At 69.3% G+C, this 6,595-nt stretch carries 8 protein-coding genes; 2 read left to right on the top strand and 6 right to left on the bottom strand.

What is annotated here, in order from left to right; translation table 11 throughout:
• A partial coding sequence (locus tag ACK4SE_RS11270) for a His/Gly/Thr/Pro-type tRNA ligase C-terminal domain-containing protein (protein WP_409692567.1) occupies positions 1–627 on the top strand: 627 nt, incomplete at its 5' end.
• A gap of 89 nt (positions 628–716) precedes the next feature.
• Here ACK4SE_RS11270 and ACK4SE_RS11265 read toward each other — a convergent pair.
• The 3 genes from ACK4SE_RS11265 to ACK4SE_RS11255 form a co-directional block, all read right to left on the bottom strand.
• Entirely contained in the window at positions 717–1,046 is a 330-nt protein-coding gene (locus ACK4SE_RS11265; protein ID WP_409692565.1) for a hypothetical protein, read from the bottom strand.
• Between the two features lie 180 nt (positions 1,047–1,226).
• The gene (locus tag ACK4SE_RS11260) at positions 1,227–2,141 is read right to left on the bottom strand and encodes a hydroxymethylglutaryl-CoA lyase (protein ID WP_409692562.1); all 915 of its coding nucleotides are present in this window, start codon (positions 2,139–2,141) and stop codon (positions 1,227–1,229) included.
• Positions 2,138–4,033 carry an ArnT family glycosyltransferase gene (locus ACK4SE_RS11255; RefSeq protein WP_409692559.1) on the bottom strand — a complete coding sequence of 632 codons (1,896 nt, stop codon included), beginning with the start codon at positions 4,031–4,033 and terminating at the stop codon, positions 2,138–2,140. Before ACK4SE_RS11255 ends, ACK4SE_RS11260 begins: the two co-directional genes overlap by 4 nt.
• A gap of 151 nt (positions 4,034–4,184) precedes the next feature.
• Between ACK4SE_RS11255 and ACK4SE_RS11250 the strand changes: the two genes are divergently transcribed.
• Positions 4,185–4,616, top strand: a complete 432-nt coding sequence (locus tag ACK4SE_RS11250; protein ID WP_409692556.1) for a hypothetical protein — start codon at positions 4,185–4,187, stop codon at positions 4,614–4,616.
• 143 nt (positions 4,617–4,759) lie between these two features.
• Here ACK4SE_RS11250 and ACK4SE_RS11245 read toward each other — a convergent pair whose 3' ends face one another.
• The 3 genes from ACK4SE_RS11245 to trhA all read right to left on the bottom strand — a co-directional run bounded on the left by ACK4SE_RS11245 (position 4,760) and on the right by trhA (position 6,556).
• A complete protein-coding gene (locus tag ACK4SE_RS11245) occupies positions 4,760–5,119 on the bottom strand; it encodes a hypothetical protein (protein WP_409692553.1) in 360 nt (119 codons plus the stop codon).
• On the bottom strand, positions 5,116–5,781 hold the full coding sequence (gene phaR / locus ACK4SE_RS11240; RefSeq protein WP_409692549.1) for a polyhydroxyalkanoate synthesis repressor PhaR: 666 nt from the start codon (positions 5,779–5,781) through the stop codon (positions 5,116–5,118). The genes ACK4SE_RS11245 and phaR overlap by 4 nt, the downstream gene beginning before the upstream one ends.
• 76 nt (positions 5,782–5,857) lie before the next feature.
• On the bottom strand, positions 5,858–6,556 hold the full coding sequence (gene trhA / locus ACK4SE_RS11235) for a PAQR family membrane homeostasis protein TrhA (protein WP_409692547.1): 699 nt from the start codon (positions 6,554–6,556) through the stop codon (positions 5,858–5,860).
• Positions 6,557–6,595: the final 39 nt, after the last annotated feature.

The following is a 6,595-nucleotide window of genomic DNA, read 5'->3' as shown; positions in this document are numbered from 1 at the left end:
GCCCTGATGGCCGAATCCGCCCGCGCGGCCGGCACGGAGCCGGTGGTGACCGAGGGCGACGGCGCCTTCTACGCGCCCAAGCTGGACTTCATCGTCAAGGACGCCATCGGCCGCGAATGGACCTGCGGCACCATCCAGCTGGACTATGTGCTGCCCGAACGGCTGGACGCCTCCTACATCGCCGAGGACGGCCAGAAGCACCGGCCGGTCATGCTGCACCGGGCGATCCTGGGGTCGTTCGAGCGCTTCATCGGCATCATGATCGAGAACTACGCCGGGTCCTTCCCCCTGTGGCTGGCGCCGGTGCAGGCGGTGGTGGCGACCATCACCTCCGACGCCGACGGCTATGCCCATGAGGTGGCCGCGAAGTTCAGGGCCGCCGGCCTGCGGGTCGAGACGGACCTGCGGAACGAGAAGGTCGGCTACAAGGTGCGCGAGCACTCCGTCGGCAAGGTGCCGGTCATCGCCGTGGTGGGCCGCACCGAGGCCGCCGAGGGCAAGGTGGCCCTGCGCCGCCTCGGCTCGCAGGCCCAGGAGATCCTGACGGTGGAGGAGGCCATCCGCGTCCTGGCCGACGAGGCCACCCCGCCGGATTTGAAGCGGGCCGGTCAGGTCGTGGACTCATAAGGGAGCAGGGCGGCGTGCCGAACAGCAGACGTCCCGAACGGCCGCAATGGGTTAAGCGACTGCGCTTCATCAGCGCGCGTCTCGCCGCCTCACAAGAACCCGTTCATCAGTTCAAACGCCCAGATGATCTCCACGACTATGCCATCCTCTTCCACAAGGCACACGGTGCCCGGCGGCCAACCCGAAGCATCGAACTTGTGGAGCGTGCGTGTCGCATCGAAACGTCGGTGAATGCACAAGCCGCCCGCTTCTGATGCGAACAGGCTATAGCCGTTCGATAGCAGCGTTTCATGTGCGTCGTCGTATGGATCGCCAATCGATACTCCGAAGCGGCTGCCCTCGGTGAGGACGGCTCTGAGCGGAATGGCATCCCTGAAGCTCAAAGCGGCAACGCCGATAGCGAGCAGGATGGCGATCACGCCGGTTATCTTGAACGCAGGCCTCATATTCCGCCCCGGAGTCGATCACCAAAGTCTGACGCAAGTCGCCATGCCACACCATCTGGAAGGCGATGTCAGCAACGGGTCGTGAGCACACAATGACTTACTGCTTGTGAGCCGACCCGTGGCATCGGCGATCTTATGTGCACACGCCTGGAATCAGCCCCTCGGGAATGGCCCCGCCCGGCTGAGGCTGGAGGGCGGCGCCTTGCCGAGGCGCTGGGCGACCCAGTGGGCCGTCTGGATCAGGGCGTCCAGATCATAGCCGGTCTCGAACCCGCCCCGGTGCAGCATGTGCACCAGATCCTCGGTGCCGATGTTGCCGGTGGCTCCCGGCGCGAAGGGACAGCCGCCGATGCCGCCCACCGAGGCGTCCAGAATATCCACCCCCGCCTCCACGCCCGCATAGGCGTTGGCGAGGCCGGTGTTGCGCGTATCGTGGAAGTGCAGCCGCAGCTTCGCGTCCGGCGCGGCCTTGCGCGCGGCCTCGACCTTCTTCGTCACGGCCCAGGGATCGCCCGCGCCGATGGTGTCGGCCAGGGCGATCTCGTCCACGCCCAGTTCGCCGATGCGGCCCACCAGATCGGCCACCTGATCCACCGACACCTCGCCGTCGAAGGGACAGCCCCAGACGCAGGAAATGGTCACCGACAGGGACGGCGCGGCGTCGCCCGGGGCGGCGTTGTGGCGACGGGCCACGATGTCGGCCAGCATGGCCGCCTGACCCTTCAGGTCCAGGCCCTGGTTCTTGAGGCCGAAGCCGTCGGTGGCGGCCACCGAGACATTGACCTCGTCCACCCGGGTGGCGATGGCGCGGTCATAGCCCCTGGCGTTCAGCACCAGACCGATGCGGCTGCGTCCGGCCTCGGGGCGCAGGTCGGCCATGACCTCTTCGGCCCCGGCCATCTGGGGCACGTATTTCGGATGGACGAAGCTGACCGCCTCGATGCGCCGCGCCCCGGCCGCCTCCAGCCGCCGCACGAACCCGGCGCGCACGGCGGGCTCCAGCACGGCGGCCTCGTTCTGGAGGCCGTCGCGGGGACCGACCTCGACGATCTGGATGAAGCGGCTCATTGGTCGGGATCGGCCTCAGGCTCTGGCTCGGGCGAGGCCACGGGCGTGTCAGGATCTTCAGCGGGCGTGGCCGTGTCGGTCGCGGGATCAGCGGCCGCCGCATCCGGATCAACCAGCGTCGGATCCTCGGTCAGGGGTTCGGCGTCGAGATCCAGCAGCGTCGGATCCGGATCCGCCTCGGGCCGCGCGGGTCTGCGCGCGGGGGCGGGCCGGGGCGCCGGGCGATAGAGGATCAGCTCGACCCGGTCGCCGTTGGCGTAGTTGACGCCCTCGACCCGCTCCTCGGCGCGGGCTTCGGCCCCCAGACGGTTGAGCGCGGCGCGGAAGTTCGCCTCCTGCCGCGCCTCGACCACCGCGGGACGGCCCGCGGCGATGGCGGCGGCGGCCCCGGCCTCATCGGTGATGCGGGCGGCCGGGCCGAACAGGAACAGCACGCTGGGCTGGTTGTAGCCGGTCACGGCCACCGGCCCGGGCAGGCGTCCTTCCACCGGATGCAGCCCCGTCTCGATCAGGGCGGCCTTCAGGCGCGGCGACACCCACAGGGGCTCCAGATTGCGCATCAGGCCGGCCAGACTGGCGTGGGCCAGGATGCCCAGCGCCAGCGAGATCAGCACCGCCGTCACCCCCATGCGGTGATACAGCAGGAACCCGCCGATGGCGGCGGCCGCGAGGGTCAGGCCGATGGTCGGCGTGGCCCAGGCCTGGGACGCCTCGCCGCCGAACTCCGACAGGGCGAAGAGGGTGGCGGCCAGCACATAGACCCCGCCCAGCACCGCCAGCGCGGTCCCGGCCCAGCGCGAGACCCGGCCCAGCGGGCGGATCAGGGCGGCCGCGGCCAGCCAGGTCACCGCGCCGTACAGCGGCAGGGTCTGGTGCCACATGGGATCGGGCGCCAGTTCGAACAGCAGCCAGGCCGGAACCAGCCAGGCCACGGCGAAGCGCACGCCCGGCTCGGCCCGGCGGGTCAGGCCGGTCACCAGGGCCGCGGGCAGCATCAGGGTGGCGGGGAACAGCAGCAGGGGCGCCAGCAGCAGGTGCCGCCCGGGCAGACCCCAGTCCGCCTCGCCGGAGAGGGTGCGCACGACGATGTTGTCGCTCAGGGCGTGGCGCCACACATCGCCGTCGGTGGAGACGGTGGCGGCGATGGCCCACGGGCCGAGGATGAGCGCCAGCAGGGGCAGGCCGCTCAGCCAGCCCAGACGCCCCATCCAGCCCCAGCGCCGGTCCATCAGACCGAGGGTGACCAGCGCCAGGCCGACGATCAGGGGGGCGGTCAGGCCGCCCACCAGAATCGCCACGCCCAGCGCGCCCCACACGATCAGTTTGAGGGGGCGGGGCAGGCGCGGGGGCGGGCCGCCGCTGGCCGACGCCTCCCCCTCGCCTTCGCGCGCCAGCACATACAAACGCGCCAGCGCCGCCATCATCAGGGTGATCAGTCCGGCCAGCAGGGCGTTGGCCTGGGCGACCCCCGCCATGGTGGACATCAGGAAAGTCCCGCCCAGAAGAGCGCCGGCGAGGAACCCGGCGCGGGTTCCGAACAGCGCCGTCGCGCCCCACGCGCAGGCCCAGGCCGCCAGCATGGCCCCCAGCAGGGACGGCAGCCGATAGGAGCGGATGTCGCGGTCCTGAACGTCGGAGATCAGGGCGGTCGACGCCGCCTGAAGCCAGTGCAGGCCTGCGGCCGGGCGAAGGTGGTCCTGTTCGTCGGCGCGGGCGTCGATCCAGTCGCCCCGGTCAAGCATGCGGGCGCTGACCTGGGCCGTGCGGGCCTCGGTGCGGTCCAGAACGGGCGTCATGATCAGGCCCGGCAGGCCCGCGATCAGGGCGATCAGGGCCGCCAGCGCCGGGCCGCGCCAGCCGAGGATCAGGCGGTCAAGGTCGGGTCGCTGCATCGTCGTTCCTGTATCACGCCCGCACCCGCCGTCTCCACAAATCCTTGCCGCGCGTCCTTGGCGAGGCCGTAGCGAAAGCGATCGAACGGCGGTATTAACCATTGTGAACGGGCGCGTCGCGCCTGATCCAGACCGAACCGAGGGGACGACCATGCTGATCGCCTTGCCGCTGCTGGCCATTCCGGTGCTGCTTTACACCCTGATTGTCATCTTCGGCATGGACGGGGGCTTCACCGCCGCCGGGGCCGACGCCGCGTTGAGAGATTCCCTGTTCACCATCCCCATGACCTCCGGCGCGATCTGGACCGTCGGACCGGGGGACCTGCTGATCCTGTTCTCGCTGGTTCTGCTGTTCTTCGAGCTGCTGAAGTCCACCTCCAGCCAGAAGATCGCGATCATCAATCACGCCCTGTCGATGATCCTGTTCGTGGTCTGCCTGATCGCGTTCCTGCTGCTGCGCGGCTTCGCGACCTCCACCTTCTTCCTGATCACGATCATGGTGCTGCTGGACGTGCTGGCCGGGTTCATCGTCACCATCATCAGCGCGCGCAAGGACTTCGACATCAGCACGGCCACGCGCTGACCGGCTCAGCCGAAGGCCAGGAACACCATGGCCACGGCGAGGACGTCAAAGGCGCGGGCGAAAAGGGCGGTCATGGTCGGCGGTCCCTGAAGGCGGATATCGCCGTTCAGGACTGCAAGGACCGGGCCAGTCGGCGGCGAAGATCAGACGTCGGTGCGGGTGGTCTTGCCGGGCTTCGGCCGACGGTCGCTGACGCCGGAGTATTCGGTCCCCAGATAGCTGCCGCGGGCGGCGTCCAGCACAGGCGGGCCGCCCCTCAATCCCTTCCGGCCTCCGGTCTGGCCGATCATCTGGGCCGCGAAAACCGAGGGCTGGACCGGATTCGGCGGTTTCGGCGCGGGCGCGGGCTCGTCGGCGGGCCCGGGTGGCTGGTCCGAGGGGACGAGGGCGCGGGCCGGGCGCGGCTCGCCCTCGCGCCGCTCGTCGCCCTGTCGGCGGTCGCCGGTGCGGCGCTGGGGGCCGCGCGGTTCGACCGGGCCGACCGGGCGCACGGGGGTGGTCATTTCCTGCCGGGCTCGTCGGAGCGGGCCCCGGCCAGACGGTCCAGCTGGGCGCGCATCTCCTCCATCTGGCGACGCATCTCGTTCAGGGTCGCGTCCCCGGCGGCGGCGGCGGGTTCAGCCTTTTCCGGCTCGACCTTGGGCGCGTAGGCCATGGGGGTGAACATCTTCATGGCCCGCTCGAACATGGCGATGTTCTGCTTCACCTGTTCGTCGAACATACCCACCCCCGGCGCGGCCCCGAAGGCGCGCGAGAACTGGGAGCGGAACTGCTCCTGCTGGCTGACGAAATTGTCCAGCGAGAGTTCCAGATAGCTGGGCAGGACGGACTGCATCTGGCCGCCGTAGAAGCCGATCAGCTGACGCAGGAACTGAACCGGCAGCAGGGCCTCGCCGCGGCTTTCCTCCTCGAAGATGATCTGGGTCAGGACCTGACGGGTCAGATCGTCGCTGGTCTTGGCGTCATAGACCACGAAGTCCGTCCCCTCGCGGACCATGCCGGCCAGATCCTCCAGCGTCACATAGGCGCTGGTCGAGGTGTTGTAGAGCCGCCGGTTGGCGTACTTCTTGATCACCACAGTATCGCCGCCGGCCTTGTCACTTCCGGTCTTGCCGGTCTGGGCCCTGCTGGATTTCTTGCCGACTTCCGGTTGGGTGTCCGCCACGCTGTCACCGTCTGTTGTTTTCAAACAGGCTATTATCCCGCAGCGCAGCGCCGGACGCCAGTGCGTTGCGAAAGGGTCAGCCGGGGGCCAGAACGACGCCAACCAGAATGGCCGCCCAGTGGGTCCCGGCGCCGGCCACCACGAAGCCGTGCCAGATGGCCCGGCGGAACTTCACCCGCTGGTTGATGAACACGAACACCCCGGCGGTGTAGATCAGCCCGCCGGCCACCAGCAGGCCAAGGGCGAGGGGGTGGACGGTCTCGATCATGGGTCTGAGCGCAAACACCGCCAGCCAGCCGAACAGCACATAGACCCCGCTCCAGAAGGCGTCGGAAATACGCGGCGCCAGCATCTTGGCGAACACCCCGGCCAGGGCGATGCCCCACACCAGCAGGGTGAAGCCGATGGACCAGGCGCCTTCGAACCGCAGCACGGTGAAGGGGGTGTAGCTGCCCGCGATCATCAGGAAGATGGCCGCCTCGTCCATGCGCCGCAGCACCGGGCGCGCGGCGCAGGGATGGGTCAGGTTGTAGACCGTCGAGCAGGTCAGCATGGCGATCAGGCACAGGGCGTAGACCGCCGTCGCCATCGCCGTTCCGGCGCCGCCGTAGATCGCAGACAGCACCGCCAGGATGACGCCGCCGACCGCCGCGAGGGCCAGTCCGACGATATGCACCCACTTGTCCGCCAGCCGCTCGGCGCGTGTGCGGTAATGCTCCGCCATGTCCTGCTCGTCGGGCGTGCAGACGTGCGTGGCGAGGCGGCGGAACAACATGACCATGACCTTTTGAAGCAGCGAGCGCGCCTATTGTTC

The sequence above is a fragment of the Brevundimonas sp. genome (genome assembly GCF_046293315.1).
Taxonomy (GTDB): Bacteria; Pseudomonadota; Alphaproteobacteria; order Caulobacterales; family Caulobacteraceae; genus Brevundimonas.
This window is presented reverse-complemented; position numbering and strand designations above follow the sequence as displayed.

Coding starts and splice junctions, on each gene's coding strand:
- ACK4SE_RS11260 (WP_409692562.1), bottom strand. CDS start 2,141: ATGAGCCGCTTCATCCAGATCGTCGAGGTCGGTCCCCGCGACGGCCTC.
- ACK4SE_RS11255 (WP_409692559.1), bottom strand. CDS start 4,033: ATGCAGCGACCCGACCTTGACCGCCTGATCCTCGGCTGGCGCGGCCCG.
- ACK4SE_RS11250 (WP_409692556.1), top strand. CDS start 4,185: ATGCTGATCGCCTTGCCGCTGCTGGCCATTCCGGTGCTGCTTTACACC.
- ACK4SE_RS11245 (WP_409692553.1), bottom strand. CDS start 5,119: ATGACCACCCCCGTGCGCCCGGTCGGCCCGGTCGAACCGCGCGGCCCC.
- trhA (WP_409692547.1), bottom strand. CDS start 6,556: ATGTTGTTCCGCCGCCTCGCCACGCACGTCTGCACGCCCGACGAGCAG.